Source organism: Massilia sp. MS-15 (assembly GCF_020176695.1).
Lineage (GTDB): Bacteria > Pseudomonadota > Gammaproteobacteria > Burkholderiales > Burkholderiaceae_D > Telluria > Telluria hydrophila.
The window spans coordinates 94,498-121,236 of record NZ_JAIWIA010000034.1 but is presented as its reverse complement, the minus strand read 5'-3'; the positions used below and the strand labels follow the sequence as shown (position 1 = coordinate 121,236).

The window sequence follows — 26,739 nt, the reverse complement described above, 5'->3', positions numbered from 1 at the left end:
GCCCACGCGTTCAACGCTACATGGCGCGCGAGACGAACGATGACCCAGCAAGCCTTCCCCAAACTGCTGTCTTCCCGGATCGCCTTCGACGTCGCGCGCACCATCCTCGACGGCTTCGACAAGCACTACCGGCTGTTTCGCCAGGCCAGCCAGGAAGCGCGCCGCCATTTCGAGGCCGCCGACTGGCGCACCGCACAGGCAGCCGCGCGGGCGCGCATCGACTTCTACGACCGGCGGGTGCAGGAATGCGTGCAGGTCCTGCAGGACGGCTACACGGCGGAAGAACTGGGCGACCCGGTCTGGCGCGAGATCAAGCTGCACTACATCGGGCAGCTGGCCGGCCACAAGCAGCCGGAACTGGCCGAGACCTTCTTCAACTCGGTCAGCTGCCACATCCTGCACCGCAGCTACTACCACAACGATTACATCTTCGTGCGGCCGGTGATCTCCACCGAGTACATCGAGACCGAGGAACCGCAGCCGACCTACCGCGTGTACTATCCGGCCGCGGACGGCCTGCGCACGGCCCTGCGCCGGGTGCTGACCAACTTCCAGTTCGCCGTTCCCTTCGCCGACCTCGAACGCGACCTGGCGCTGGTGGAGGCGCGCATGGTGCAGGCCTGCGGCCTGGAACGGGCGGAACCGAACCTGCAGCTGCAGGTGCTGTCCAGCCCCTTCCTGCGCAACAAGGGCGCCTATGTCGTCGGACGCGTCATCAATGGTCCGCGCGACTATCCGTTCGTGATCCCGGTGCTGCACGACGCCGGCGGGCAGCTGGTGCTGGACACGGTACTGCTCGAGGTCTACCACATCACCCTGCTGTTCAGCTTTACGCGCGCCTACTTTTTGGTGGACATGGAGGTGCCCTCGGCCTATGTCGCCTTCCTGCGCAGCCTCATGCCGCGCAAGCCGCGCAGCGAGATCTACACCGTGCTAGGCCTGCAGAAACAGGGCAAGACCCTGTTCTACCGCGATTTCTTGCAGCACCTGAAGCACAGCTCCGACCTGTTCCGCATCGCGCCCGGCATCCGCGGCCTGGTGATGCTGGTATTCGAACTGCCTTCCTTCCCCTACGTGTTCAAGGTGATCAAGGACTGGTATCCGCCGCCGAAGGAAACCACGCGCGCCCAGGTCAAGGAAAAGTACCTGCTGGTGAAGCACCACGACCGGGTCGGGCGCATGGCCGACACGCTCGAGTATTCCGACGTCGCTTTCCCGCTGGCGCGCTTTTCCGAGGAGCTGCTGGCCGAGCTGCGCCAGCACGCGCCCTCGCTGGTCGAGATCGAGGGCGAGCGCATCGTGCTGCGCCACCTGTACATCGAACGGCGCATGGTGCCACTCAATCTTTACCTGGCAGAGGCCCAGGCCGCGGGCGACGACGAGCGTGTCGAACACGGCATCGTCGAGTATGGCAATGCGATCAAGGACCTGGTCGCCGCCAACATCTTCCCGGGCGACATGCTGTACAAGAATTTCGGCGTTACCCGCCATGGGCGCGTTGTGTTTTATGATTACGACGAGATCGAGTACCTCACCGACTGCCAGTTCCGTGATATTCCCCAGGCGCGCAACGAGGAAGACGAGATGGCCTCGGAGCCCTGGTACCCGATCGGCAGGCACGACGTGTTTCCGGAACAGTTTGGCCGCTTCCTGCTTGGAAATCCGGGCATCCGGCACCACTTCATGCAGCATCACGCGGAACTGTTGACCCGCGCGTATTGGCAATCGCACAAGGACCGCATCCTGGCAGGCGTCGTCGACGACGTCTTCCCTTACCCACAGCAGATCCGTTTCTGTCATCCAGCAAACCCCACCACGGCGCACACCATGCATGCTCACTCACCCGCTGCAGCGCCACCCATTTTGGAGAACCTGAACCATGAATGATCCAGTCGTTATCGTTGGCGCCGCCCGTACCCCGATGGGTGCCTTCCAGGGCGATTTTTCGTCGAAATCGGCGAGCGACCTCGGCGCGGTGGCGATCAAGGCCGCGGTGGAGCGCGCCGGCGTCGCTGCCGACAGCGTCGAACACGTCTATTTCGGCAACTGCCTGATGGCCGGCCAGGGCCAGGCCCCGGCGCGCCAGGCGCTGATCAAGGCCGGCCTGCCGCTGTCCACCGGCGCCGTGACCCTCTCCAAGATGTGCGGTTCGGCCATGCAGGCCGCGATCTTCGCCCATGACCAGCTGGTCGCCGGCAGCGCCGACATCGTGGTTGCGGGCGGCATGGAATCGATGACCAACGCGCCCTACCTGATCCCGAAGGCGCGCGGCGGCTACCGCATCGGCCACGCGCCGATGTTCGACCACATGATGCTCGACGGCCTGGAAGACGCCTACTCGCGCAACGAAAAGACCGGCGAAGGCCGCTCGATGGGCACCTTTGCCGAAGAGTGCGTGGCCACCTACCAGTTCACCCGCGAAGAGCAGGACAACTTCGCGATCGAATCCGTGAAGCGCGCACAAGCGGCCAGCAACGAAGGCTGGTTCAACTGGGAAGTCGCGCCGGTGAGCGTTGCCACCCGCAGCGGCGAACTGGTGGTCGAGAAGGACGAAGGCCCGCTGAAGGCCAAGGTCGACAAGATCCCGTCCCTGAAGCCGGCGTTCAAGAAAGATGGCACCGTGACCGCCGCTTCGTCCTCGTCGATCAACGACGGCGCCGCGGCGCTGGTCATGATGCGCGAGTCGAAGGCCAAGGAACTCGGCCTGACCCCGATCGCCCGCGTGCTCGGCCACGCTACGTTCGCCCAGGAACCGAACCTGTTCACCACCGCGCCGATCGGCGCGATGAAGAAGCTGTTCGCCAGGACCGGCTGGAAGGCCAGCGACGTCGACCTGTTCGAGATCAACGAAGCCTTCGCCGCGGTGCCGATGGCCGCCATGCGCGACCTCGACATCCCGCACAGCAAGGTCAACATCCACGGTGGCGCCTGCGCCCTGGGCCACCCGATCGGCGCCTCGGGCGCGCGCATCATCGTCACCCTGCTGGGCGCGCTCAAGCGCACCGGCGGCAAGCGCGGCGTGGCGTCGCTGTGCATCGGCGGCGGCGAAGCGACCGCGATGGCGATCGAATTGGTCTGAATGGTAGGGTGGGCGCAAGTCACGCCACCGGCGTGACTTGCCCTGCCCACGCGGTCAACCAAGCTTTCGTGGTGAGGCGCTTGTTCGATCCGCGATCGCATGTCGACCGCGTGGGCGGAAAACCGGCCCACCCTACGACAATCCGTACAAGGAGTCTGCAATGCCTACCGCCCTGATCCTCGGCGCCTCGCGCGGCATCGGCCGCGAGATGGTGCGCCAGTACCGCCGCGACGGCTGGCGCGTGATTGCCACCGCGCGCTCGGCCGGCGACTGCGACGCCCTCACCGCCGATGGCGCCGAATCGCACCAGCTGGACGTGACCAGTGCCGACTCCATTGCCGGCATGGCCTGGAAGCTGGACGACGAGAAGATCGACGTCGCCTGGCTGGTGGCGGGCGTGTACGGCCCGTCCGGCTCGGGCTTTCCGACCGGCCCCGAATTCGACGCCGTCATGCACACCAACGTGCTGGCGGCGATGCGCCTGCTGCCCATCGTGGCGCCGCTGGTCGCCACCGCGCGCGGCAAGCTGGGCGTGCTGTCTTCGAAGATGGGCTCGATCGGCGCGCGCAATTCCACCGAAGGCACCCTGTACCGCGCCAGCAAGGCCGCGCTCAATTCCGTATTGAAGGACGCCGCCATCACCTACGGCGCGCAGGGCGCAACCTGCGTGGCCTTCCATCCCGGCTGGGTGCAGACCGACATGGGCGGCGCCGGCGCCAGCCTCACGGTGGAAGAAAGCGTGCGCGACCTGCGCGCTACCCTGGCCCGGATCGACGCGTCCAGCAACGGCGCCTTCCTTGACCACGACGGCTCGCCGCTTCCCTGGTAAGCCAAGCAAATAACAAAACACGAGACACGATGATACTGAGCGAAGAACACCAGATGATCCGCGACGCCCTGCGCAGCTATGCACAGGAGCGCCTGGCCCCCCACGCCGCGCGCTGGGACCGCGACCACTATTTTCCGAAGGACGAGCTGAAGGAACTGGCCGGCCTGGGCGCCTTCGGCGTCGCGGTGCCCGAGCAGTACGGCGGCGCGGGCCTGGACTACGTGTCGCTGGCGCTGGTGCTGGAAGAGATCGCGGCCGGCGACGGCGGCACCTCGACCATCATCTCGGTCAACAACTGCCCGGTGTGCTCGATCGCCATGATGTATGCGAACGAGGAACAGAAACAGCGCTACCTGGTGCCGCTGGCGCGCGGCGAGATGCTGGGCGCCTTCGCCCTCACCGAGCCGCACACCGGCAGCGACGCGTCAGCCCTGCGCACCACGGCCGTCAAGGATGGCGACCACTACGTCATCAACGGCAGCAAGCAGTTCATCACCAGCGGCAAGTACGGTGACGTGGCCATCGTCATGGCCGTCACCGATAAAGCCGCCGGCAAGAAGGGCATCAGCGCCTTCTGGGTCGAGACGAACACGCCCGGCTACATCGTCGCCGGCCTGGAACAGAAGATGGGCCAGCACTCCTCGGACACGGCGCAGATCGTGTTCGACAACTGCCGCGTGCCAGCCAGGAACCTGATCGGCGAGGAAGGCATGGGCTACAAGATCGCCCTGTCCGGCCTGGAAGGCGGGCGCATCGGCATCGCCTCGCAGTCGGTCGGCATGGCGCGCGCGGCCTACGAGGCTGCGCTGGCGTATGCAAAAGAACGCGAGAGCTTCGGCAAGGCCATCTTCGAGCACCAGGCGGTGCAGTTCCGCCTGGCCGAGATGGCAATGCAGATCGAGGCCGCGCGCCAGCTGATCCTGCATGCGGCCGCGATGAAGGATGCGGGACTGCCCTGCCTGAAGGAAGCCGCGATGGCCAAGCTGTTCGCCTCCGAGATGGCCGAGCGCGTGGTCTCCAGCGCCATGCAGGTGTTCGGCGGCTACGGCTACGTGGCCGACTTCCCGGTCGAGCGCATCTACCGCGACGTGCGCGTGTGCCAGATCTACGAGGGCACCAGCGACATCCAGAAGATCCTGATCGCGCGCGCGCTGTGACGCCATCCTTGACCACGATCCGTCCCGCCACGGCGGACGACCTGCCAGCCCTGTTCGCCTACCTGGGCGAACAGCTGGCCGAGAACGGGCGCGATGGCGTCCTGTTCCAGCCGATGGCGCCCACCGAGGCCGGCGTGCCGCTGGCGATGCGGGAACGCTTCGCGGCCGGCGTTGCCACGCCAGCCGGCCAGCCGGGCTGGCGCCAGGTGTGGATTGCGCTGGACGACAGCGGCGCGGTCGGCGGCCATGTCGACCTGCGCGGCCGGCCGGAACCGGCCTGCGGCCACCGTACCCTGCTCGGCATGGGCGTGCGCCACGACCTGCGCCGCGCAGGGCTCGGAACGCGCCTGTTGCAGGAAGCGCTGGCCTGGGCCCGCGCCCGCGGCTTCACCTGGGTCGACCTGGAGGTGCTGTCACAGAACCACAAGGCGCGTGCGCTGTATGCGCGCAGCGGTTTTGATGTGACCGGCGAAGTGGCGGACCTGTACCGCATCGGCGGCTGCCAGGTTGGCGCTGTATCGATGAGCATTCAGGTAGATTGAAGAAATCGACCATCACCCGAGCCAGCCATGCCGATCAAGCGCCTGTCCATTGTGTTCCTGTCCTGTCTGGCCCTGTCCGCGCCGTCGCGGGCCGGCGAGCCGGCATTTGCCGGCAAGTCCGACTGCCGCGTCGCCCCCGTCGAACCTGCGCCCACCCGTGTCGGCCTGTCCTGGAATGGCGCCTGCAAGGATGGGTATGCGGAAGGACAAGGCGTGCTTGAATGGTATGGCGCGGGCGACCGCGGCAAGCGCCGCCTGGAAGCGAACCTGGTGCGCGGTGAAGTCAGCGGCGCCGGCAAGCTGGCCTACCCCGGCGGCAGCTATCTCGGCAGCTTTCGGCGTGGCGTACCACACGGCGCCGGTTATTTCGAGTACCGCGATGGCGCGCAATACGAAGGCGGCGTGGCCGACGGGCAGCCGGAGGGCAGCGGCACCCGCATCAGCGCCGACGGCTCTATCTATGAAGGCGAATGGAAGGGCGGCAAGCGCCATGGCCGCGGCAAGGAAAGCTTCACCCTGGGCGGCCGCTATGAAGGCGAATGGCGCGACGACGAATTCAACGGACAGGGATCGATCGTGTATGGCGGCAGTGGACGGCGCTGGAGCGGCGAATTCCGTGACGGTTTCGCAAGCGACCTGAAGCCGCGCCTGCGCCGCGATTCCCGCAAGGACGACGTTCGCAACGCCGACGACCTGGCATGGGAGGCCCTACCGGCCGCGGAGCAGAACGCGCTACGCAACAGCTATCCTGCCCTGGATGACCGTGACGAGCCCCCCTACCCGCTCCCCGGCCAGCAGGGCAAGCTGAAGGACGCACTCAGCGAATTCTACAGCCGCTACGCGCGCCTGGAGCTGGAAGGCCAGACGCTGGTGTATGTCACGGTCGGACCTGACGGCATACCGGCTTCGGCCAAGGCCTACAGCGCACCCCACCCGGATTTTGGACGCGCCGCGGCGATGGCCATGATGATGCAGCGCTATAAGCCTGCCCTGTGCGCAGGCAAGCCCTGTGAAATGATTTATCCGGTCAAATTCCTCTTCACGCTCGAATAGCGCGTGGTGTCAGGAAACCGCGGGTTCGAGCAGCGTCACCGTCTGCGCTGCCGTGTCGAGCCGCGCCCGCACACCGAGCGGCGCCGTGAATTGATGGCGGATGTGGCCGATCGGGTAGCCCGTTACCGCCGGGATCGTCAGGGGCCGCAGGTGCTGGTCGAAGGTCTGGTCCAGGCTCAGTGAGCGCTGCCCATCCTCGGGCGCGCAATCCTCGCAGACGCCGACGATCACCCCGGCCGCATTGGCAAAGCCGGTCGACAGGTCGAGCTGGGTCATCCAGCGGTCCAGCCGGTAGGGCGCCTCGTCCACTTCTTCAAGGAACAGCAGGCTGTCGCGGAAGTCGGCCGCGTAGGGCGTGCCCGCGAGCGCCGCCACGATCGACAGGTTGCCGCCCAGGAGCCGGCCGGTGGCGACGCCCGCGGTCACGGTGCGGATGCCGAAGTGCGGCATGGTCCGCGCCTTGACGGCATTCTCGGGCGCCATCGGGATCGTGTACGTCGACCGTGGATCGCACAGCACGGCCAGCATGTGCTCGCGCGGGTAATCGGCCAGCGTGGACGAGGCCACCGGGCCGTGGAAGGTGACCAGGCCCGCCATGTTGTGGATCGCCAGGTGCAGCGCCGTGATGTCGGAGTAGCCGAGCAGGATCTTCGGGTTGCGGCGGATCAGGGCGTAGTCCAGCTTCGACAGCAGCGAGATGCAGCCGGACCCGCCGCGCACCGGCCAGATCATCTTCACTTCCGGATCCAGGAACATGGCGTGCAGGTCGGCCAGGCGCTGCTGCACCGAGCCGGCGTAGTTGCCGAAGCTGGCGCGCAGGTAGCGTCCGGTCCTGGCGCGCAGGCCGAGCGCCTCGATGTTGCGCACCGATTTCTCGATCAGGCGGTCGTCGACCACGCCGCCCGGGGCAAGCACGCCGACCAGGTCGCCCGGCCGCAGGCGCGGCGGCTTGAGCAGACGGGAGGAAGGCCCGGAAAGCGGGCCGGCGGCCGCCAGCCCGGAGGCGGAAAAGCCGGCGGCGGCAAGTGCGCCGAAGCGGCGTCGGCTGAGGGTCATACGCGATACGCTCACAAAAGAAAAACGGCCCGCGTCGCGAGGCTTGCGCCTCCCGATGCGGGCCGCCGGTTCACTCAACGCGGCGATCGGTTCAGAAGAACTTGTAGGTCGCCATCAGGGTGAAGGAACGGCCACGCGGGTCCGCCACGCGCGGTTCCCAGGTGCTGCCCGCGCCGGTGTTGTCGTCGTAGGTGATCGCGAACGGCGGATCTTCGTCGAAGATGTTCTTGATGCCCGCGGTCAGCGACAGGTTCTTGATGCCAGTGTACGTCGCCGTCAGGTGGAAGATCGAGTAATCGTCCACTTTCGGGTTCAGGTTGACCGGCTTCACCAGGCCGTTGGCCACGCCCGGCAGCACGCGGTCGGTGTAGCCCGAACGGTAGATGTTCTGCAGCATGGTGCTCCAGTTGCCGTACTTGTAGGTGGCGTAGGCGCTGTGCTTCCACTTCAGGCCCAGGTCGCCGGTGAACACGAAGCGACCCACCTCGCTCTTGCCGAATTCGGCGTTGGTGGTGGCGCGCGACTTCTTCTCCAGCAGGCGCGAACCGTCGATGCCGGCGGTCCACTGCGAACCGGTGCTGAACTTGCCGTTGAAGCGGGCGCCCAGCTCCAGGCCGCGGGTGATGCGTTCGCCGGCGTTGACCCAGCGCTGGTCGATGATGGCGATGTTGCCCGCTGCATCACGGATGAAACGGTCCGAGAACAGGTTGTAATTCGCCACCATGGTCGAGGTGCTGAACGAATCGATGGTGTTCTGCTTGCGGATCTCCCACAGGTCGGCGTTGGCCGAGAACCAGCTGAACGGCTCGATCACGATACCGACCGTGCCCTGCTTCGCGGTTTCCGGACCCAGGTCGCTCTTGCCGCCGGTGTAGATGTTCGGGGTGATCGATTCGCAGCCAGGCTTGGTCGCGTCGACCAGGCCGGTCGGGCAGCGTGCCGGATCGACCAGGTCCTTGCCGGCATACGGCGATTCGGTGATGCCGTTGTACAGCTGGTTGAACGACGGGGCGCGGAAGCCTTCGTTGTACGAACCGCGCAGCAGCAGTTCAGGAATCGGCTGGTAGCGGAACGAGATCTTCGGGTTGGTGGTGCTGCCGATGCCGCTGTAGTGGTCGCGGCGGATTGCCAGCGTCACGTCCAGGTTCTTGACCACCGGGATCAGGAGTTCGGCATAGACCGCCTTGATATCGCGGTGCACGTTGTCCAGCGCGTTGGCGTCGTCGAACGGCGCGTTCAGGATCACCGGACGGGCGGCCGCGGCGCGCTTGTCGCCGTTGAACTTGTATTCCTCGCGACGCAGGTCGAAGCCGGCCGCGCCCATCACGACGCCGGCGGGCAGGCTGAACAGCTCGCCCGACAGCGCACCGTCGACCTGGGTCAGCACGGTCTTGCCGCCGTACAGGGTGACACCCGCGGCCGAGGTGCTGTTGATCAGGGCGATCGCTTCCGCCGACTGGGTCTGGCCCGGCAGCAGGAAGGGGTTGATCTTGCCGCTGCCGAGGGCGCTGGCGAGGGCGGCGGTGTAGTTGTAGCCGGTGCCCAGGCGCGATTCCGACTCGCTGAAGGCGCGCGAGGCGCCGACGCGGTAGTCGAAGCTGCGGCCGAACAGGTTGACCGGGCCATCGGCGCCGATCAGCAGGCGCGCGGCCTTCGATTCGGTCACGATCTCGCGGTTGCCGCACTCCATGCAGCGCCAGCGGTAGGCGATCGGCAGGCCATAGTTGGCGGCCACGGTCGGGAATACCTTGACCAGCGCGTTGTACACGGTGTCATAGGCCGCGCCGGTGCTCGGGTAGAAGGAAGTGGCGTTGAAGGTGCTGGTGCCCGGCGAGATCTGGTTCGGCGAGAAGCGCTTGGACACTTCGACGTTCGAGGCCACACCTTCGATGAAGAACTGGTGGTCGCCCGACTGGAAGGTGGCGCGCGCCAGCGCGTTGTTGTTCTCGACCGGCTGCTGCAGCACGGCCGCGCGGCCGGTATCCCAGGCGCAGCCATAGGCGGCGCCGGCGCTGTTCCACAGTTTCTCGTCGTACGGCCCCATGCCGTCGATGCTGGTGCAGCCAGCGCCGCCCGGCAGGTCGAGGATGCTGATGCCGCTATAGGTGGTGGTGCCGCCGCCCGGCAGGGTCGGGCCGGTGCCGGTGCGCGACAGCAGGGTCGGCGCGATGCTGGTGGCGAACACGTTCGCGTGCGGCGAGCCGCGGGTATCCACCGAGACGCCGCGGTCCGGCTGGAAGGTGTTCACGAAGTCGCGCTGGTCGCCGCGCAGGGCCTTGTTCTCGCTGCGCGCGAAGGTGGCCAGCACGTTCCAGCCGTCGGTCTGCAGGTCGCCCCAGCCGCCGGTGATCGAAGCGCGGCCGATCTCGCTGCCGCCCGCTTCGGTCACGTCGATGAAGGCCTGGGTTTCCAGACCCTTGTAGTTCTTCTTCAGGATGAAGTTGATCACGCCGCCAATCGCGTCGGTGCCGTAGATCGCGGAAGCGCCGTCCTTCAGCACTTCGACGCGCTCGACCGCCGCCATCGGGATCGAGTTCAGGTCGACCGCCGAACCCTTCATGCCGTGGGTCGCCACGCGGCGGCCGTTGAGCAGCACCAGGGTCGAATCCGAGCCCTGGCCGCGCAGGTTGGCCGAGGAAGCGCCGTTGTTGCCGCGCTGGGCGCCGGAAGTCACGTCGGCGTTCGAGGCCAGGTTGTCGGAACCGTTGCCATTCACGTTCAGGGTCGCGATCAGCTGCTCGGCGGTGACGATGCCCTGGTCCTGCAACTGCTTGGCCGTGATGGTCTCGACCGGCAGCGCGCCTTCCTTGGCAATGCGCTTGATGCTACTGCCGGTGATCTCGACACGCTGTATCTTGCCGGTGACAGGCAGGTCCTGTGCGACGACCGGGCCGACCGCTCCCATCAGGGCGATCAAATGGGCGAGCTTCTTTAACTTCACGCGTTTCTCCTAACGTTTTCCCTTGGCGGCCGGGGAAGTCCTGGCCGACTGCTCTTGTCGTAATGTGTAGCCATTACTTCATTTTTATGATTTCAGGGTATGCGCAGCCTTGTGCTGCTTTCCAATGAAATATCCGGAGGCAAGTATAACTAAGGGGAATGTTTAAATTAGGAAAAACTCACGGAAGCTCACGTGTCCCTCTGCCAGAGCGTGCCCTTTGCGCAACATCGATATCCAGATAGCGCCAGGTCGTGAATTCGACCGGGTGCCGTTTGTAGTTTTTCAGCCACGGATGACGCAGGTCACCCGACAGCACATGGGTCAAGGGCACCCAGGGGTTATAGGCATGGATCAGCTGGTTCAGCTCGAAGTACAGCTGCTGGCGCGCGGGTCCGTCGGCCAGTTGGCGCGCCTGCTCGTAGCGCACGTTATACGCCGGCAGGTTGAAGCGCGCATAGTTGGCGCGGCCGGCATTCGGGCCATACAGCAGCTGGTAGAAATTGTCGCCGTCCGGGAAGTCGGCAATCCAGTTACTCTCGAACATCTGCACCGTGCCAAGGCGCGAAGCCTTGATGATCTCGGTCTTCTTGTCCGACCTGAACACGACGCGCAGGCCGATCGCGTTCAGGCACTTGCGCCACAATTCGTCGCGCAGGCGGCCGCCCACCGTGGCCTCGCTATGCATGGTCAGGGTCAGGGGCACGGTGTCGCCGGGGCGCCCCGGCGCCGGCTGGCGCCGGAAGCCATCCGGGTCGCGCTTGCCGTAACCGTAGCGGTCCAGCAGGGCGTTGGCCAGCGCGGGGTCGTAGGGCACCGGGCTGCGGTAGGCCGGGTCGTAGCCCAGCACATTCGGCGGCAGCGGCGACTCGGCCCTGATCGCGAAGCCCTTCTTCAGGAGCGCGATGTCCTCGGCATTGTTGTAGGCGAGCGCGATCGCGCGGCGCAGCGCGACCCGCTCCTTGCCGTAGCCGCCCAGCACCGGATCCTCCATGTTCATCCACATGTAGTAGGTCTGCAGCACCGGGAAGCGCGACAGCACGATGCCGCGCGCCGCCAGTTCGGGTTTCAGCTGGCCGTCCCGCACCACCATGTCGGTCATCGATTCCGGGATCTGCTCCAGGTAATCGTATTCGCCGTTCAGGAAGCCCAGCATGCGGCCCTGGAATTCCTCGGCGATGCGCACCTCGACCCGGTCCACGCGCGGCAGGCGCTTGCCCGCCAGGGCGGCGGCGATGGCGCGGTCTTGCGCGCTGTAGCGCGCCTGCGCCTCGGGCGCGGCCTCGAACACGGCGCTCGAATCAGGATTCGCCAGCAGCACGATGCGGTCGCTGCGCTTCCACTCGCCTACCATGAAGGGACCGGTGCCGACCGGGTGGTTGCCGGCCTGGCCCGGATGGGCCTCGATCACTTCACGCGCTACCACGCCGCTGGCGGGAATGGCCAGGTAGAACAGGAAGTTCCGGTCCGGCGCGGTCAGGCGGATGCGCAGCGTATAGCGGTCGGGCGCCTGCAGGCCGGCCACCGGGCGGTCCACATCGTAGTCCTTCCTGAGCACCTCGTCGCCTGCGATCTTCCCTTCGAACATATAGGCCCAGGGCGACTTGAGGGCCGGGTCGTACAGGCGCTTGATGCTGTAGACGTAGTCCTGGGCCGTCATCTCGCGCCCCTTGCCAGTCCCGCTTCCGAAGGCCGGATGCGGCGTGAAGCGGATGCCGGGACGGATGCGGAAGGTGTAGGTCAGGCCGTCCGCGCTCACTTCCGGCATGGCGCTGGCGGTGTTCGGGCGCAGCTTCGCCGGGCGCGCCAGGTAGTCGTAGCGCAGCAGCGGGTCGAACAGGTTTTCCAGCAGCGACAGCGTGGCGTTGTCCGAGGCCACGGCCGGATCGAGCCCGGTTTCGCTGGTGGACAGGAACATGCGCAGGACTTTTTCCGGCGCCCTGGCCGGCGGCTGCGCGCTGGCGCTGGCGGCGCACAGCAGCGGGAACAGGAGTGACAAGGCGGTCAGGCGGAACAGCATAATCTCTTGAAAAAAACGGTGGACGGCCTCATTGCTTGACCGGCTGCAGCTCGAGCTCCTGCAGCTTCGGCTCGCGCTCGGGGGTGAGGGTAAAGCGGACCTTCACCGTGCCGCGCTCGCCGACCAGCGGGAAGCTGCCGCGCAGGGCATTCTCGGCCGTGATCGGACCGACCGAGCGGACCTTGCCGATCGGCGCCAGGGTTTCGCGCGCCTGCGCGATCCAGTCCTCGCGCGAGCGGTCGAGGAAGAAGTTGTCGGCCACGAGCGTGCTGCCCAGCGCTGCATCCCAGGACTGGACCAGCCGCGCCACCTGCTGCTGGCGCGCCGCCAGCACCGGCGACACCGCCACCGGCCGCGGGCCGAGATCGGCGCGCTCGGTCAGCATGATGAGCGTACGGTTGGTCAGCCCGTAGACGTTCCCGTAGCGCAGGTTGGAAAAGGCAAAGGTGCCGACCCCGTGTTCCGGCGCGAACCGGTACTGGCTGCCGAAGCCGGGCAGCCCACCCGCATGGCCCACGGTGACCAGGTCGCGGCTGTCGCGGGTCCAGTCCAGTCCGTAGTTGTAGAAGTGGACGCGCGGATTCAGCGTCTTGCGGTCGCTCATGGTGGCCTTCGCCGCCAGGCTCGCAAACGCCTGCGGCAGGTGCATTTCGCGCACCGAGGCGCGGCGCAGCGGTCCCTGGTCCGGGTCGTTGCGGGCCGGCCAGGCGTCCAGGTGGAAGGCGATATAGCGCGCAAAGTCGTCCGCCGTCGTGATCAGCCCGCCCATCGCGGCGCCGTCGCCGTCGGGCAGGATCGGTTCCGGCGCCCAGTGCCCGCGCTCCCGGCGGTAGCCGAGCGCGAGCTTGCCGGGAGCGGCCTGACGGTATTCCCAGCGCGTGTTGTGCATGCCCAGCGGCCGCAGGATCCGGTCGGTGACATAGTCCTGGAAGCGCATGCCCGCGGCCTTGCTCACTACCTTGCCCAGCAGGATGTAGCCGAGGTTGCTGTATTCGAAGGACTGCCCGGGCGCGCTCGAGAAGGACAGCCCGGCGCCGGCCAGCTGCTCGAACCAGGCGTTGGAACGCGCCATCTGGCGATCGCCCCAGGGATTGTCCTCGGGCAGGCCGCTCGACATGGTCATCAGGTGGCGGATCGTCAGCGCGGGCGAATCGGTGGTCGGCAGCTGTAGCTGGCGCAGTTCGGGCAGGTAGTCCGCAACCGGGTCGTCGAGGCGCAGCCTGCCTTCGTCGCGCAGCTTCAGCGCCGCCATCGCCACGAAGCTCTTGGTCATCGAGGCGATGCGGAATTCCGTGGAGCTGTCCACCGGGATCTTGCGCTCCACGTCGGCCAGGCCGAGCGAACGGACGTGCACCAGCTTGCCATCGAGGACCACGCCGTACACCAGCCCGGGCAGGTGTTCCTTGGCGGCAAGCTCCGCGTAGGACTTGTCGATCTCGGGCACCAGGGCGGCGACCCGTTCGGCGCGGCTGGCAGCCGGGGCTTGCTGCGCAGCCGGGGCCGGGGCGTCGGCATGGGCCTGGAGGGCGGCAAGGCTGCCCAGCACGTACACGAGGCTGCACAGGCTGGAACGGGATGGACGCTGCATGCTGGTCTCCGGTAAGCGTGGCGATAGGAAAAGATTATGCCCTGATTCTTCCTGCCATTAAAAGAATGAAGTCCCGCTCCGGCTCCGGGCGGCGCCCTGCCGGAAGCATCCTGCCCTATGAGAACCCATGCGCTCATAACTTTTGAACATGGCGCCGTTGCATTCTTTCATCCTTGCAGCTTATTCCCGGCCTATACTCTCGCTGCACAATCGTAGGACTCAGCGGCGGCAATCACATGGCACTCAATTACATCTGGACCGGTTTTTTCCTCGTCGGCTTCGTGGCGGCACTCGCGCAGTGGCTGTTCCTGGGCGACTCTGAAATCTTCAAGCGCATCATCGACGGCACCTTCTCGTCAGCCAAGATGGCGGTGATGGACATCGCCCTGCCGCTGGCCGGCGTCATGACGCTCTGGCTCGGCATCATGAACGTGGGTGAAAAGGCAGGCGCCATCAACCTGTTCGCGCGCGTCATCGCGCCCTTCTTCTCGCGCATCTTCCCCGGCGTGCCGAAGGACCACCCGGCCAACGGCCACATGGTGATGAACTTCTCGGCCAACATGCTGGGACTGGACAATGCCGCCACGCCGTTCGGCTTGAAGGCGATGGAAAGCCTGCAGACGCTCAACCCCAACAAGGATGAAGCCAGCGACGCCCAGATCATGTTCCTGGTGATTCAGACTTCCGGGCTGACCATCATCCCGCTGGCGATCATGGCCCAGCGCGCCATCTTGGGGGCGGCCAATCCCGCCGACGTTTTCATCCCGACCCTGATCGCCACCTACTGCTCGACCATGACCGGCATCATCGCGGTCAGCCTGCGCCAGCGCATCAACCTGCTGCACCCGGCCGTATTCGGCTGGATCGGCGGCCTGACGGCGCTGATCGGCGTGCTGGTCTGGTACTTCACGGTCTTCCTCGACAAGGCGCAGATCCAGCTGGTGTCGGTGGTCGCCGCCAACCTGATCCTGTTCTCGATCATCGCCGCCTTCATGGTCGGCGCGCTGGCAAAGAGGGTGAACGTGTTCGAGGCCTTCATCGAAGGCGCCAAGGGCGGCATCGAGACCTCGCTGCGCATCATCCCCTACCTGGTCGGGATGCTGGTGGCGATCAGCGTGGTACGCAACTCGGGCATCCTGGGGATCATCGTCAGCGGCTTCGCCTGGATCTGCACCGCGCTCGGCCTGCCCACCGACTTCGTCGGCGCGCTGCCGACCGCGCTCATGAAGCCGCTGTCGGGCAGCGGTTCGCGCGCCATGATGATCGATGCCATGACCACCTACGGAGTCGACTCCTTCGTCGGCCGCCTGGCCAGTATCCTGCAGGGCGCGGCCGACACCACCTTCTACGTCGTGGCCCTGTATTTCGGCTCGGTCGGCATCCGCAAGACGCGCTATGCGATCGGCTATGGTTTGCTGGCCGACCTGGCCGGCGTGATCGGGGCGATCTTCGTCGCCTACCTGTTCTTCGGTTAAGGAGTGTCCATGCTGCGCCGCCTCATTCTCGCCTCCCTGCTGTGCGCCGCGTTCGGCGCGGCCCATGCCCAGCTGCCGGCACCGGTAGCGCAGATGCTGGCCCAGCAGGGCTTGCCGGATGACGCCCTCGGGGTGCTGGTGCTCAAGGGCGACAGTGTGCTGCTGTCGCACGGGGCCGACCGGCCGATGCAGCCGGCATCGACCATGAAGCTGGTGACCACGCTGGTGAGCCTGGAACGCCTGGGCCCGGCCTTTCGCGCCCGCACCGAGCTGCGCACCAGCGGCCAGGTCGATGGCAGCGTGCTGCGCGGCGACCTGTTCCTGAAGGGCGGCGCCGACGCCGATTTTTCCGGCGAGGCCCTGGAAACCATGCTGCGCTCGCTGCGCTACCGGGGCATCCGCCGTATCGAGGGCAGGCTGGTACTGGACCGCAGCCTGTGGCAGCCGGCCCGCATGGATCTCGGCCAGCCCCCCTTCGACGAGTCGCCCGAGGCCTATTACAACGTGATCCCGGACGCGCTGCTGGTGAACAAGAACATGCTGCAGATCGACCTGCGCTCCACGGCCAAGCGCCTGCAGCTGCAGATGCAGCCGGCGCTGGACCGGGTCTCGATCGGATCGAGCATGACCCTGGTCGACGCCGACTGCGCCAAGTGGGAAGACGGCTGGAAGCTGCCGGAAGCGGTGCGCCAGCAGGATGGCCGGATCAAGGTGCTGCTGCACGGCACCTTCCCGAAGGACTGCGCGCGCAGCTACAGCATCAATGTGCTGGACCGCGACGACTACCTCGAGCGCCTGTTCCGCCAACAGTGGAAGGAGCTGGGTGGGAAGTTCAGCGGCACGGTGGTGGCCGGCAGTACGCCGGCGGATGCGACCCTGCTGGCCGAGCACAGCTCGCGCCTGCTGCCGGAGCTGGTGCGCGACACCAACAAGCCGTCCGACAACCTGCTGGCGCGCACCCTGTTCCTGAGCCTGGGCAACCTGGCGCCGGAAGCGCCGGCGGGCAGCGCCGTCCTGCCCGCGGAGGGCGAGACGAGCTTCGCGCGCGCCGACGCCGCGGTGCGCGGCTGGATGCGCGCCCAGCGCATCGACGATACCGGCTTCGTCATCGAAAACGGTTCGGGCCTGTCGCGCCTCGAGCGCATCACGCCCCAGCAGATGGCCTACCTGCTGCAGGCCGGCCTGCGCAGCCCGTGGATGCCGGAATTCCTGGCCAGCATGCCGATCGCGGGCATCGACGGCACCCTGCGCCGCCGCCTGCAGGGCGGCCCGGCGTCCGGACGCGCGCGCCTGAAGACCGGCACGCTGCGCAACGTGGTGGCGCTGGCCGGCTACGTGCCGGACGCGAACGGCGTGCAGAACGTGTTCGTTGCGATGGTCAACAGCGAGCAGGCCGGCAACGGACGCGGCCGCGCGGTGCTCGATGCGCTGGTGGACTGGGTGGCGCGTTCCGGCGCCGCGCCAGGGGCGGACGCGGTGCCTGTGTCCGCCATGCCTGCCGTACCAGCCACGGCCGCGGGGCGCTAACGAGCGAAAAACGAGCGAGAAGCGAGCGAGCACCTTCTCTCTATCCCGCGGCTCGCTGTCGAGCGGGTTATTGAAGTAACGCAACATTTTCTGATTTTGGTGTCATTGAGCAAGCATTCGACTGCACACTTGTCTTCCCGGAGAACGACACAGGAGCACACATGAAGCTTGCCAAGACTGCAGTACTGTTGGGACTGGTCCTTGCCGCGCATGCGGCCGGAACCGCGGCTGCGGCTGCCCAGGCAACCAAGAAAGAGGCGGTGGCGCTGGTCGAGAAAGGCGCCGCCGTGCTGCGCACCGAAGGCAAGGCGCGCATGATCGAGCGGATCAACGCCAAGGACCCGGCCTTTTATCTGAATGACGGCGCACTCTACCTGCACATGCGCGATGCGAAGACCGCGGTCATGCTGGCGCACCCGGCCAACCCGGCCCTGATCGGCAAGGACCTGCTCGACGCGCCCGACACCAACGGCAAGTACTACCGGCGCGAGATCGTCGAACTGGCCGCCACCAAGGGCAAGGGATGGGTCGACTACACCTACAAGAACCCGGCCTCCGGCAAGATCGAGCCAAAGACGACGTATATCCTGCGGGTGGGCGACGTGACGCTGGAAGCGGGAATCTACAAGAACTAGGCGTACATTGCCGGGCGGCCGCCCGCACGCCGCTATTGCTTCACCAGTTCGACGCGCCGGTTCTTCTCGCGGCCAGCTTCGTCATCGTTCGACGCGACGGGCGCATAGGCGCCCACGCCCTTGGCGCTCAGCCGCTTCGCGTCGATCCGGTATTCCGAGGCCAGGATGGCGACCACCGCTTCGGCACGCTTTTGCGACAGCTCGATGTTGTGCGCCGGCGCGCCCTGGTTGTCGGTATGGCCGACGATGTGCACCTTCAGCTTGCCGTCCTGCTGCAGCAGTCTGGCCATCTCGCCGAGCGCTTCCTTCGATGCCGGTTTCACCGCCGCCCGGTTGGTGTCGAAATACACGCCATACACGGCCGCCCGCCCTTGCGAGGCGATGCTGCGCGCCATCTCGTCCGCGCTCAGGGTGGCGGCTACCTTGCCGGTCTCCATCGGCTTGCCTTCGACGATCTGCAGCGACACGCCACCCAGGTCGCCACGCAGCGGCGGCGCGACCAGCAGCGCCACGTGAACGGTGGTTCCGTCGGGTTTCGCGCCTTTCGCCACCAGGTAGCGCGGTTCGGACAGGCCGGAATGGAAGGCATTGCGGAAGGTCGAGCTGTTCAGGAAGCCATCCCTCAGCAGATAGCTACCGTTGTAGTACGACCCCAGGTAGCCGCAGGCTTCCTTTTCACAGGTGTACACCACTTTCATGCCGGCCTTCGCCAGCGCTGCCTGGTAATTGCGGAACACCTCCAGGCCGGAACGGTCCGTTGGAAACACGTAAGCGATGCGCGTGTATTTTCCTTCGAGTTTCAGGGCCTGGTCGAGCAGCAGCTTGTTGCTCCTGAAGTAGGGGCGACCAGTGGGAAGCTCCGCCTCCTCGTACTGCATCTCGTTGTACCCCACCATGACCGATCCGCTGAAACGCGAGAGCAGCGGATGGTCCTTCCCGCCTTTCACGTCCTGGAACGCCAGCTGGGCAAGAGCGCCCGGCGCAATGGCGGCACTGCACAACAGGACCAGCAAGGGATGCATGCGCATAGTGATCTCCTATCAGTGAAAGAAATGGATTCTATTCACAAAGATGCAATATTTGCAATTCCCGGCGGGTAGGGGAATGATCGGGATTGTCGTGGATCAGAGCACGCGGCGGTAGGTGGCGCGCACCAGCTCCCGGTCGCCGCAATCGAAGTGCCACCATTCGGTATTGATGCCGACGAAGCCGGCCTGCAGCATCGCGCTGCGCAGCAGGCGCCGGTTGGCCAGCTGTTCATCGCTCAGTTCGCCAGTCAGGAGGAAACCTTCCTCCAGCGCCGGGTGCGACAGGTTGGTCATGTCGTCGAAACCGGTGCCCATGTCGAGCTCGCGGCCCGCCTCGTCCAGCAGGGTGATGTCGAGCGCCATGCCATACGAGTGGATCGAGCCGCGCGCCGGATTGGCCAGGTACATCTGCAGACCGGTGCCGGCCAGTGTGTCCCACAGCTGCTGCTGCACGCGCTGCGGGCGCAGGGCGTCCAGCACCAATGCCTTGACTCCGGGCCGGTGCCCGGCCAGCCAGGCCACCACCCGTTCCAGCGCGGCCGCCGCATCGCGGTGCAGCCAGGCGCAGTCGAAGGGGGAATACAGGTCGCGGCCGACGAAGTTGTTGCTGCTGGCGTAGCGCAGGTCGATCGCGATACCGGCGATGCTGGTGAGGTGGCGGAATTCAGGGCTGCCGGCGATGTCCTCGCTGGCGACGGTCAGGCTCATATGCAATCTTCGGTTCAGGCTTTGTCGAGACAGGCGCGCGCGGTCGCGCCGATGCAGTTGGCCAGCTCGCGCGCCCCGTGCGACAGGGGGGAATGGCTGGCGCTCAGCAGGTACAGGTGGACCGGCATGGTCGGCGACCAGGTGCGGCACTGGACCTTGCCCGGGTCGGCCGAGGCGGCCGTGAACGGATCGAGCACGGCCAGGCCGGCCCCGGCTTCCACCAGCGAGCGCGCGATCTGGTAGGTCTGCACCACCGTGTGGTAGACCGGCTGCACGCCTTGCGCTTCGCAGGCCGCCACCACGATCTCGCCCAGCGGGTCGCCGTCGTTCAGGCCGATCAGTTCCCCCCGCAGGCCGTCGGCGGTGAAGGGTTTGGCCAGTTCTTCCGCGCTCCAGGTGCCGGCGGGCGCCATCACGGTAAGGTTGCCGTGCGCAATCGGCTCGGCCACGATGCCCGGGTGGCGCGGATCCTGCAGCGACAGCGCCAGGTCGGCTTCGCCCAGGCGCAACGCGTTCACGATCTCGCTGGTGTGGTGGGTCGCCAGCTCGCAGCGCGCCTGCGGGAAGTCGCGCCGCCACACCGTCATCGCCTGCGGCAGCACGCTGATGGCGATGGTCGGTGTCGACACCAGGCGCACGGTCTCGACCGCGCGCCCCTTCAGGCTGGCGGCCAGGCGGCGGATGCCCTGCAGGTCGCGGTTCAGCTTCTCGGTTTCGGCGAACAGGCGGTGCGCCTCGGGCTTCGGATACAGCTTGCCGCGCACGCGCTCGAACAGCGGCATGCCCAGCTGCAGCTCGGCGTGCTGCAGCACCTTGGTCACCGCGGGCTGCGAGATGTGGAGAACCTGGGCGGCACCGCTGATGGTGCCGACCTGCATGATGGCGTGGAACACTTCGATATGACGCAGGCGCATCGCTTTATCCTTCAGTAGAGACTCCGCGCGCACGGCGCGGATTTTCCGAAGGATACAGGGAAAACACGGACGCGGCGACCGTCATGGGGTGTTCACGGCAGCCGGCGTGGCTGGCACGACGGCCGGCGCCGGGACTGGCGGCGTGGCCGGGGCCGGCACAGGCGCGGGTACAGGCGCGGGTGCGGGCAGGACCGCGGGCGGCACCGGCAGCGGCGCGGCCGGCGCCGGCGCCGTTTCGGGCACCACCGGCACTGGCGGCGTGGCGGGCGGCAGCGGCGGCACCGGCGCGGTGGTCACCGGCGTCGGCACCACCGGCAGCGGCGCATTGGCCGGCGTGGTCAGCACTTCGAGCAGGGCCGCGGTCTCGGCATCCGGATTGCCGGCGAAGTCGGAAGGCCGGTACTTCATCTGAAACGCGGACAGCACGGTGCGGGTCTGCTGGTCCAGCATCCCGGTCTGCTGGATCGCGAAGCCGTGGGTGGCCAGCTTGCGCTGGAACCAGAACAGGTCGGGCAGCGTCGCCTCAAAGATCGGGCGCACGGTGGCGACGCGGTTCGCGTCCGGCCACAGCACCAGGCCTTCCTGGGCCAGGCGCTGCCAGGGGAACAGCGGCCCCGGGTCCTGCTTGCGCAGCGGCGCGATGTCGCTGTGTCCGAGCACGTTCTCGGGCGCGATGCCGTGGCGCTGGACGATGTCCTTCAGCAGCGGCAACAGCACATCCATCTGCTCCTGCGGGAACGGATAGAACAGGCGCCCGCCTTCGGGCGTGCTGGTCCAGCCGGGGTTCACGATCTCGATGCCAATCGAGCTGTTGTTGAGCTGCGTGTAGTTCTTCCAGCTCGACACGCCGGCGTGGTAGGCGGCACGGTTCTCGTCCACCAGGCGATAGATCACCGGCTGCGGTCCGTTCGTGACCAGGTAGTGGGCGCTGACCTGCTGCTCGGTCAGGATCTTGATCGAGCTCGGGTTGTCCGACACCGTGTAGTGCAGCACCAGGAAGCGCGCGCGGCTCGACTGGCCCTTGGCCGTGTAGGTGGTGTCGATCTTCGGGCCGGGCGGCGCGAGCGGCGTCGGTGGCGTGGTGGCGCAGCCGGCCAGCAGGGCCAGGAGGGCGGGGACGAGCAGCTGTTTCATCGGATGAAATCCTGTGGGTTCATGGGTTCAGGGTGATGGATTCGGCCGCCAGGCGCGCGGCGGCGTAGTGGGCGCGCAGGCTGGCCTGTTCCAGCACCGTGTCGGGCGGCAGCGCCGCCCGCATGGTGGTGGCGATCAGCGGGTGCAGTTCGGCGGCGCGTCCGGCCAGCGCCACCGGGCGCGGGCCGAAACGCCCGATCAGGGCCTGCGCCAGGCGCGCCAGTTCGCGTCCCGCTTCCTGCAGGATGGCGGCGGCGGCCGGGTCGCGTCCGGCGGTGGCGGCCACCGCGATGGCCAGCTTGCCGACTTCGCCGCGCGCGCGGCCATAGATGAACTGGCGCGAGAACGACCAGTCGGCGCCGCCCACGTGCTGGAACACGGCATGCGCCATCGGCGAGGCTTCCCAGGCACCCGGGCATTCGTCCTCACGGCGCCAGATGTGGCGTAGCGCTTCGCGCGCGATCCAGAAGCCGCCGCCGCCATCGTCCAGCACCACCCCGCGCCCGCCGGCGCGATGAAAGCCATGGTGCTCGTCGATGTAGGCGCCGATCGAGCCGGTCCCGGCGTACACCAGGTAGCCCTGGCCGGGCCGGAAGCTGGCCAGGTAGGCGATCTCGATGTCGTTGCTCAGCACCACCGCGCCTGGCGCCAGGCCGAGCAGCTCGCCCAGGCAGCGCTGCAGCGCGCCGCCGTCCTCGCCAAAGCCGGTGATGCCGGCGCGCACCGCGGCCGGACGGCCGTGGGCCAGCACCGCGCGCGCGATCGTCTCGAACACGGTGCGCACGGCTTCGCGTCCCTCGGCACTGCCCATCTGCAGGGCCGACAGGCCGGACGCCGTGCCCTCGGCGCGGATGCGCCCGTCCGGGCCGGCCAGGGCCCAGCGGGTCTGGGTGCCGCCGGCATCGATGCCGAGGCCGAGGGGACTGTCTTGCTGCTGGTCGGGTGGATGCATGGCCAGATCTTACGACGGCTTGCGCCACGCGTGCACGCGCGCGCCCTCGTTGCCGAGGCGGTCGATGGCGCTCACCACCACCTGCTCGGCGGGACCGAGGCGGGCGTCGTCCGGCACCGTCCAGTCCACGCGCGCGGCCGGCACCACCGTGAAGCGCCATTGTCCGCCGTGGCGCGCCCAGACCGCATAGCGGGCCGTGGCCTTGCCGGCCTTGAGCCTGAGCGCGATGCCGTCCTTGCCGCGCGTGGCCGCGACCAGGGGCGTGCCGGGTCCCTCGGACTTGAGCCAGGGCGTGGCCGGCACCAGGGCCTGGCCCTGGTAGATATTGGCGCGCAGCTGGTCGCTGATGCCCTTGCGGTTCTGGCTCAAGGCCACCATGCTGAAGTGGACGTGGCCGCCCGCCCGCGGGCGCTGGCGCGTCAGCGCGATCTGTTCCACGATCTCCTGCGGCTCGTAGTTCACGGTCGGCGCCGGCGCGCCGATGCGGCTGGTGAACAGGCCCGGCCACATGTGGCGACCCAGCGGGTTCTGGGCGATCCAGTAGTCGAGCAGCACCGGATAGGACTGGGCGGTCTGGCGCACCGGCCAGTACAGCTGGGGCGTGAAGTAGTCCAGCCAGCCCTTCTCCAGCCACAGCTCGGCGTCCGCATACAGCTTGTCGTACTGCGAGAAGCCGGCGATGCCGGGCGGGCGCCGGTCCGGGCGGCCCAGGCCGAAGGGACTGATGCCGAAGCGCACCCAGCTCTTCTCGCGGTGGATGCCCTTGTACATGGCTTCGATCAGGCGGTTGACGTTGTCGCGCCGCCAGGACGCGCGATCGAGCTTGCCACCCCCTAGCAGGTAGCGTTCCCAGGCCGGGCCGTCCGGGAAATCGAGTTCCGCTTTTGCTGTGGGCTTGCCATCCAGCGCCTGGGCGTTGCCCGCCACGTCCGGCGCCTCGATCGGGTAGGGATAGAAGTAGTCGTCGATGTGCACGCCGTCGATGTCGTAGCGGCGCACCACGTCGAGGATCACGTCCATGGTCTGCTTCGAGGCCGCTTCCTCGCCCGGGTCCATCCACATGAACTTGCCGTAGCGCTTGACCGCGGACGGGTTGGTGTTGGTGATGTGGTTCGGCGCCGCCGGCGAACGCGCGTTGTCGTGACGCGCGCGGTAGGGGTTGAACCAGGCGTGCAGCTCGAGGCCGCGGGCATGCGCTTCCTTGACCCAGAACGCCAGCGGGTCGTACATCGGCACCGGCGGCTTGCCCTGGGCGCCGGTCAGGTATTCGGTCCAGGGTTCGATCTTCGACGGGTAGATGGCGTCGGCGGCCGGACGCACCTGCAGCACGATCGCGTTCAGGTTCAGCGCCAGCGCGCGGTCGAGGATGGCGAGCGCTTCCTGCTGCTGGACGGCGGCGGGCAGGCCCGGCTTGCTCGGCCAGTCGATATTCGCCACCGTGGAGACCCAGGCGGCGCGGAATTCGCGCGGCGCCGGCGGCGGCAGCTCGGCGGGGACCGGTTCGGACACGGTCGGCTGGGTGGTGCAGGCGCTGAGGAATCCGGCCAGCGCCAGCGCGCCACCGAGGGCGCCGAGCGTGAACGCGCGTTTGTTCAGGTTGGGCTTCACATGCGTTCCTTTGTACGTTCTAGACTTTGACGAACCACCGCTTGCGCCACATGGCATACGCGATCGCGAACATGCAGGCGTTGAAGACGATGGCATATAACAGGGAAGTATTGGCGGCGCCCAGCGGCAGCGCCTTGAGCGGCGCGTACAGCACCCGCCCCAGCGACAGCTGGCTGCCGTCCGGCTGCGCCAGCTTGATAAAGCCGAGCATCTTGGCGACGAAGCCGGAGAAGGCGAAGATGAACAGCGCATTCATGCCATAGATGACGAAGGGCCAGGCCCAGGCGGCAGCGCGGGCGCGCACGGCCGCATGCGGGTTGGCGTCGAGCAGCCAGTAGAACAGGCCGAAGGCGAGCAGCGCCCAGCCGTTCATCCACAGGCAGTAGGACACCGTCCACAGGCTTTTATTGATCGGCATGAGCAGCGCATCGAGGGTCGAGCCCAGCGCCAGGAACACCAGGCCGGCGCACAGCATCCACGCCGTCTGCTCGCTGCGCGGCAGCGGCGCCGCCAGCACCCGACCGGCCAGCACGCCCAACAGCTGGCTGCACAGGGCCGGCAAGGTGCTGACCAGGCCTTCCGGGTCCCAGGTTTTACTCTGCACCCACAAGTGGCCATCGAGCAGCAGCCGGTCGACCCAGGCGCCGAAGTCCTGGCCCGGCTCCAGCACGCCGGCCCCGATGCCGGGTACCGGCACCCATAGCATCAGTACCGAATACAGCGCCAGCAGCAGGGCGATCACGGCCAGCTGCGCGCGCCAGCCGAGGTAGACCACGATCGGCGCGGCCAATAGCGTGCACAGGGCGATGCGCTGCAGCACGCCCGGAATGCGCACGTGCTCGAAGTCGAAGCGCGGGACCAGGTTGAGCAGGAAGCCGATCAGGAAGATCAGGGCGGCGCGTTTCGCCAGCTTGGCCAGCAGGCGCGGCTTGTCGGCGCCGGCGGCGGCCAGGCGCCCCAGCGAAAGCGTCATGGCGACGCCGCCGATGAACAGGAAGAAGGGGAAGATGCAGTCGGTGAAGGTCCAGCCATGCCACCTGGCGTGGGCCAGCTGCGGGTGCAGATTGCCCCAGTCGCCCGGATTATTCACGAGCACCATGGCGGCGATGGTGAAGCCGCGGAAGGCGTCGAGCGAGGTCAGGCGCACAGGTGCGTCGGGCATTGCTGGGGCATCGCTTTCGTTCAAGCCTACTTCTTGCCGAATTCAGGGTCGATCTTCACCAGCGCGGCCATGATGAAGGCGGGGATGGTCGACAGGCAGGCCCAGATGAAGAAGTTCTTGTAGCCGAGGTATTCCTGCAGGTCGCCGCTCCACATGCCCGGCACCATCATGCCAAGCGCCATCAGGCCGGTGCAGATCGCGTAGTGGGCCGTCTTGTGCTCGCCCTCGCAGACCATGATCATGTACAGCATCATGGCGGTGAAGCCGAAGCCGTAGCCGAACTGCTCGACCGCGAGCGAGGCGCAGACCACGGCGAAGCTGGTCGGCTGCGCCTGCGACAGGTAGACGAAGACCAGGTCCGGCAGGTGCACCGCGAACACCATCAGCCACAGGCAGCGCTTCAGGCCCAGGCGCGAGATCAGGTAGCCGCCGGCCAGTCCGCCCATGGTCAGGAAGGCGATGCCGATGGTGCCGTAGGCGATGCCGTACTGCTCGGTGGTGAGGCCCAGCCCGCCCTCGACGAGGGGGTCCTTCAGGAAGGGTGCCACCAGCTTGAGCAGCTGGGCCTCGCCCAGGCGAAAGGTGAGAATGAAACCGAGGATCAGCCAGATGTCGCGCTTGCGGAAGAACAGCGCGAAGGTGACGAAGAAGTCGCGCAGCGGGTTGCTGCTCCCGCGCACCTTGTGGTCGCTGTCCGGCCGCGGCAGGACCAGGCCGTGCCACAGGAAGGCGGCGAAGAACAGCGCGGCCAGCACGAAGAACACGATAGACCAGGCCTGGTTGACGTCGCCCAGCTGGGTAGCCAGGTAGCCGGCCAGCACCACCAGCGGCCCCTGGCCGGCCAGCGTGGCCAGGCGATAGAAGGTGGAGCGCACGCCGACGAAGGCCGCCTGCTGCTGCTGGCGCAAGCCGAGCATGTAGAAGCCGTCGGCCGAGATGTCGTGGGTGGCGGAGCTGAAGGCCATCAGCCACATCACGGCCAGGCTGGCGACGAAGAAGTTCGGCAGGTGCAGCGACAGGCCCACCGCGACCAGCGCGGCCGCCACCGCCAGCTGCAGCAGCACGGTCCAGCGGCGCTTGGTGCCGAACATGTCGACCACGGGCGACCACAGGGGCTTGATCACCCAGGGCAGGTACAGCAGGCTGGTATAGAAGGCGATGTCGGCGTTCGACACCCCCATGTCCTTGTACATGACGACAGACAGGCTCATCACCACCACATAGGGGATGGCCTGGGCGAAGTACAGGGACGGCACCCACATCCAGGGCCTGGCGGCATGCGTCGGGCTTTTCGAAGTCTGCATAGTTCTTTCGTGGCCGGCAGGTGCGCTGCA

At 67.1% G+C, this 26,739-nt stretch carries 20 protein-coding genes and 1 pseudogene; 9 read left to right on the top strand and 12 right to left on the bottom strand.

Annotated features, from left to right (window positions below; all coding sequences use genetic code 11):
- Nucleotides 1-39: 39 nt before the first annotated feature.
- The 6 genes from aceK to LCI23_RS14115 all read left to right on the top strand — a co-directional run bounded on the left by aceK (nucleotide 40) and on the right by LCI23_RS14115 (nucleotide 6,660).
- Complete coding sequence (gene aceK, locus LCI23_RS14140) at nucleotides 40-1,887, top strand: bifunctional isocitrate dehydrogenase kinase/phosphatase (protein ID WP_224947086.1); 1,848 nt, start codon at nucleotides 40-42, stop codon at nucleotides 1,885-1,887.
- A complete protein-coding gene (locus LCI23_RS14135) occupies nucleotides 1,880-3,079 on the top strand; it encodes an acetyl-CoA C-acyltransferase (protein ID WP_224947085.1) in 1,200 nt (399 codons plus the stop codon). Before aceK ends, LCI23_RS14135 begins: the two co-directional genes overlap by 8 nt.
- Nucleotides 3,080-3,239: 160 nt before the next feature.
- Nucleotides 3,240-3,908 carry an SDR family oxidoreductase gene (locus LCI23_RS14130; RefSeq protein ID WP_224947084.1) on the top strand — a complete coding sequence of 223 codons (669 nt, stop codon included), beginning with the start codon at nucleotides 3,240-3,242 and terminating at the stop codon, nucleotides 3,906-3,908.
- A 29-nt stretch (nucleotides 3,909-3,937) separates the two neighbouring features.
- Nucleotides 3,938-5,065 carry an acyl-CoA dehydrogenase family protein gene (locus LCI23_RS14125; protein ID WP_224947083.1) on the top strand — a complete coding sequence of 376 codons (1,128 nt, stop codon included), beginning with the start codon at nucleotides 3,938-3,940 and terminating at the stop codon, nucleotides 5,063-5,065.
- A gap of 8 nt (nucleotides 5,066-5,073) precedes the next feature.
- On the top strand, nucleotides 5,074-5,607 hold the full coding sequence (locus LCI23_RS14120; RefSeq protein ID WP_224947082.1) for a GNAT family N-acetyltransferase: 534 nt from the start codon (nucleotides 5,074-5,076) through the stop codon (nucleotides 5,605-5,607).
- A gap of 27 nt (nucleotides 5,608-5,634) precedes the next feature.
- Nucleotides 5,635-6,660: an energy transducer TonB gene (locus LCI23_RS14115; RefSeq protein WP_224947081.1), complete on the top strand. Its 1,026-nt coding sequence runs from the start codon at nucleotides 5,635-5,637 to the stop codon at nucleotides 6,658-6,660.
- A 9-nt stretch (nucleotides 6,661-6,669) separates the two neighbouring features.
- Here the strand turns inward: LCI23_RS14115 and LCI23_RS14110 are convergent, their stop codons facing one another.
- From LCI23_RS14110 to LCI23_RS14095, 4 genes are all read right to left on the bottom strand, one after another.
- Nucleotides 6,670-7,716 carry an LD-carboxypeptidase gene (locus LCI23_RS14110; RefSeq protein WP_224947080.1) on the bottom strand — a complete coding sequence of 349 codons (1,047 nt, stop codon included), beginning with the start codon at nucleotides 7,714-7,716 and terminating at the stop codon, nucleotides 6,670-6,672.
- 91 nt (nucleotides 7,717-7,807) lie between these two features.
- Nucleotides 7,808-10,657 (bottom strand): TonB-dependent receptor domain-containing protein, encoded by a 2,850-nt coding sequence (locus tag LCI23_RS14105; protein ID WP_224947079.1) that lies wholly within the window; start codon nucleotides 10,655-10,657, stop codon nucleotides 7,808-7,810.
- A 178-nt stretch (nucleotides 10,658-10,835) separates the two neighbouring features.
- On the bottom strand, nucleotides 10,836-12,674 hold the full coding sequence (locus LCI23_RS14100) for an ABC transporter substrate-binding protein (protein ID WP_224947078.1): 1,839 nt from the start codon (nucleotides 12,672-12,674) through the stop codon (nucleotides 10,836-10,838).
- Nucleotides 12,675-12,702: 28 nt separating this feature from the next.
- Nucleotides 12,703-14,262 carry a serine hydrolase gene (locus LCI23_RS14095; protein ID WP_224947077.1) on the bottom strand — a complete coding sequence of 520 codons (1,560 nt, stop codon included), beginning with the start codon at nucleotides 14,260-14,262 and terminating at the stop codon, nucleotides 12,703-12,705.
- 236 nt (nucleotides 14,263-14,498) lie between these two features.
- Between LCI23_RS14095 and LCI23_RS14090 the strand changes: the two genes are divergently transcribed.
- The 3 genes from LCI23_RS14090 (at nucleotide 14,499) to LCI23_RS14080 (ending at nucleotide 17,899) form a co-directional block, all read left to right on the top strand.
- Nucleotides 14,499-15,737 carry a nucleoside recognition domain-containing protein gene (locus LCI23_RS14090; RefSeq protein ID WP_224947076.1) on the top strand — a complete coding sequence of 413 codons (1,239 nt, stop codon included), beginning with the start codon at nucleotides 14,499-14,501 and terminating at the stop codon, nucleotides 15,735-15,737.
- Between the two features lie 9 nt (nucleotides 15,738-15,746).
- A complete protein-coding gene (gene dacB / locus LCI23_RS14085) occupies nucleotides 15,747-17,264 on the top strand; it encodes a D-alanyl-D-alanine carboxypeptidase/D-alanyl-D-alanine-endopeptidase (RefSeq protein WP_224947075.1) in 1,518 nt (505 codons plus the stop codon).
- 161 nt (nucleotides 17,265-17,425) lie between these two features.
- Entirely contained in the window at nucleotides 17,426-17,899 is a 474-nt protein-coding gene (locus LCI23_RS14080) for a cache domain-containing protein (protein ID WP_224947074.1), read from the top strand.
- 32 nt (nucleotides 17,900-17,931) lie between these two features.
- Here the strand turns inward: LCI23_RS14080 and LCI23_RS14075 are convergent, their stop codons facing one another.
- The 8 genes and pseudogenes from LCI23_RS14075 to LCI23_RS14040 all read right to left on the bottom strand — a co-directional run bounded on the left by LCI23_RS14075 (nucleotide 17,932) and on the right by LCI23_RS14040 (nucleotide 26,709).
- Nucleotides 17,932-18,927 (bottom strand): OmpA family protein, encoded by a 996-nt coding sequence (locus tag LCI23_RS14075; protein WP_224947073.1) that lies wholly within the window; start codon nucleotides 18,925-18,927, stop codon nucleotides 17,932-17,934.
- Nucleotides 18,928-19,023: 96 nt separating this feature from the next.
- Nucleotides 19,024-19,635, bottom strand: a complete 612-nt coding sequence (locus LCI23_RS14070) for a M15 family metallopeptidase (RefSeq protein WP_224947072.1) — start codon at nucleotides 19,633-19,635, stop codon at nucleotides 19,024-19,026.
- Between the two features lie 14 nt (nucleotides 19,636-19,649).
- Nucleotides 19,650-20,549 (bottom strand): LysR family transcriptional regulator, encoded by a 900-nt coding sequence (locus LCI23_RS14065; RefSeq protein ID WP_224947071.1) that lies wholly within the window; start codon nucleotides 20,547-20,549, stop codon nucleotides 19,650-19,652.
- A gap of 339 nt (nucleotides 20,550-20,888) precedes the next feature.
- Nucleotides 20,889-21,683, bottom strand: a pseudogene (locus LCI23_RS14060) (N-acetylmuramoyl-L-alanine amidase); the annotation flags it as partial.
- Nucleotides 21,684-21,702: 19 nt separating this feature from the next.
- The gene (locus LCI23_RS14055) at nucleotides 21,703-22,635 is read right to left on the bottom strand and encodes an N-acetylglucosamine kinase (protein ID WP_224947069.1); all 933 of its coding nucleotides are present in this window, start codon (nucleotides 22,633-22,635) and stop codon (nucleotides 21,703-21,705) included.
- 9 nt (nucleotides 22,636-22,644) lie between these two features.
- Entirely contained in the window at nucleotides 22,645-24,243 is a 1,599-nt protein-coding gene (locus tag LCI23_RS14050) for a family 10 glycosylhydrolase (RefSeq protein WP_224947068.1), read from the bottom strand.
- 19 nt (nucleotides 24,244-24,262) lie between these two features.
- Entirely contained in the window at nucleotides 24,263-25,405 is a 1,143-nt protein-coding gene (locus LCI23_RS14045; protein WP_224947067.1) for an acyltransferase family protein, read from the bottom strand.
- 26 nt (nucleotides 25,406-25,431) lie between these two features.
- Nucleotides 25,432-26,709 carry an MFS transporter gene (locus LCI23_RS14040; RefSeq protein ID WP_224947066.1) on the bottom strand — a complete coding sequence of 426 codons (1,278 nt, stop codon included), beginning with the start codon at nucleotides 26,707-26,709 and terminating at the stop codon, nucleotides 25,432-25,434.
- Nucleotides 26,710-26,739 lie beyond the last annotated feature (30 nt).

Excerpts from the sequence above, each read along its gene's own strand:
- aceK (WP_224947086.1), top strand. The coding sequence starts at position 40 with ATGACCCAGCAAGCCTTCCCCAAACTGCTGTCTTCCCGGATCGCCTTC.
- LCI23_RS14135 (WP_224947085.1), top strand. The coding sequence starts at position 1,880 with ATGAATGATCCAGTCGTTATCGTTGGCGCCGCCCGTACCCCGATGGGT.
- LCI23_RS14130 (WP_224947084.1), top strand. The coding sequence starts at position 3,240 with ATGCCTACCGCCCTGATCCTCGGCGCCTCGCGCGGCATCGGCCGCGAG.
- LCI23_RS14125 (WP_224947083.1), top strand. The coding sequence starts at position 3,938 with ATGATACTGAGCGAAGAACACCAGATGATCCGCGACGCCCTGCGCAGC.
- LCI23_RS14115 (WP_224947081.1), top strand. The coding sequence starts at position 5,635 with ATGCCGATCAAGCGCCTGTCCATTGTGTTCCTGTCCTGTCTGGCCCTG.
- LCI23_RS14110 (WP_224947080.1), bottom strand. The coding sequence starts at position 7,716 with ATGACCCTCAGCCGACGCCGCTTCGGCGCACTTGCCGCCGCCGGCTTT.
- LCI23_RS14100 (WP_224947078.1), bottom strand. The coding sequence starts at position 12,674 with ATGCTGTTCCGCCTGACCGCCTTGTCACTCCTGTTCCCGCTGCTGTGC.
- LCI23_RS14095 (WP_224947077.1), bottom strand. The coding sequence starts at position 14,262 with ATGCAGCGTCCATCCCGTTCCAGCCTGTGCAGCCTCGTGTACGTGCTG.
- LCI23_RS14090 (WP_224947076.1), top strand. The coding sequence starts at position 14,499 with ATGGCACTCAATTACATCTGGACCGGTTTTTTCCTCGTCGGCTTCGTG.
- dacB (WP_224947075.1), top strand. The coding sequence starts at position 15,747 with ATGCTGCGCCGCCTCATTCTCGCCTCCCTGCTGTGCGCCGCGTTCGGC.
- LCI23_RS14080 (WP_224947074.1), top strand. The coding sequence starts at position 17,426 with ATGAAGCTTGCCAAGACTGCAGTACTGTTGGGACTGGTCCTTGCCGCG.
- LCI23_RS14075 (WP_224947073.1), bottom strand. The coding sequence starts at position 18,927 with ATGCGCATGCATCCCTTGCTGGTCCTGTTGTGCAGTGCCGCCATTGCG.
- LCI23_RS14070 (WP_224947072.1), bottom strand. The coding sequence starts at position 19,635 with ATGAGCCTGACCGTCGCCAGCGAGGACATCGCCGGCAGCCCTGAATTC.
- LCI23_RS14065 (WP_224947071.1), bottom strand. The coding sequence starts at position 20,549 with ATGCGCCTGCGTCATATCGAAGTGTTCCACGCCATCATGCAGGTCGGC.
- LCI23_RS14055 (WP_224947069.1), bottom strand. The coding sequence starts at position 22,635 with ATGCATCCACCCGACCAGCAGCAAGACAGTCCCCTCGGCCTCGGCATC.
- LCI23_RS14045 (WP_224947067.1), bottom strand. The coding sequence starts at position 25,405 with ATGCCCGACGCACCTGTGCGCCTGACCTCGCTCGACGCCTTCCGCGGC.
- LCI23_RS14040 (WP_224947066.1), bottom strand. The coding sequence starts at position 26,709 with ATGCAGACTTCGAAAAGCCCGACGCATGCCGCCAGGCCCTGGATGTGG.